Annotated in this window: 1 pseudogene; it reads left to right on the forward strand. The window is 68.6% G+C overall.

Annotated elements, in window-relative coordinates:
* Positions 1-552: pseudogene (locus DMB66_RS62310) on the forward strand (hypothetical protein); the annotation flags it as partial.
* Positions 553-608 lie beyond the last annotated feature (56 nt).

Below are 608 nucleotides of genomic sequence, written 5' to 3' on the forward strand. Positions count from 1 at the left end.
ATCCACATCTGGGAGCGCAAGCACCTGTTCGACCTTCGCAAGGCCGAGAAGAACCAGCCGGCCTACTGCGCGGGCGGACCTGCGCGGCTGCTCAACCTGGCCGGCATGCACGTCGCCGCCGGCATGGGCGCGGGTATGCGTCACCAGACGTGGCAGCAGGCTGTACACGGCACCAGGCCGGCCACTCCGTGGGCGGACTTCGAGGCCAGGAACCTGGAGAACCCTGCCAAGTTCCCGCTCGACGACATGGCTGCCGCGTTCTACAGCCAGCCCCGGGTCAACGCGATGCGGATGCACAACGCCGCCTACACCGGCGTGCCGCTGGCCCTGGAGGAGCTGGAGATCTTCCAGGCGGGTCCCACCGCCTACCAGCACTACAGCGCCTGTACCGCGGTCGTCGGTGACGCCCTGCTCAGGCTCGACGGCACCCAGCTGGCCCCGGCCAGCGACCGCATGGCGGACAGGGTCACCTACCACGAGCAGGCCAGCCGATACATGGCCACGCTGGGCGACGCCCAGCGGCTTCTCGCGGTCACCCTCCAACACCAATAACGGCATACGGACCCGGTCGGAACCAGCACACACCCAGACTCCCGGCACCCGAGGAA

It is taken from the genome of Actinoplanes sp. ATCC 53533 (genome assembly GCF_003947245.1).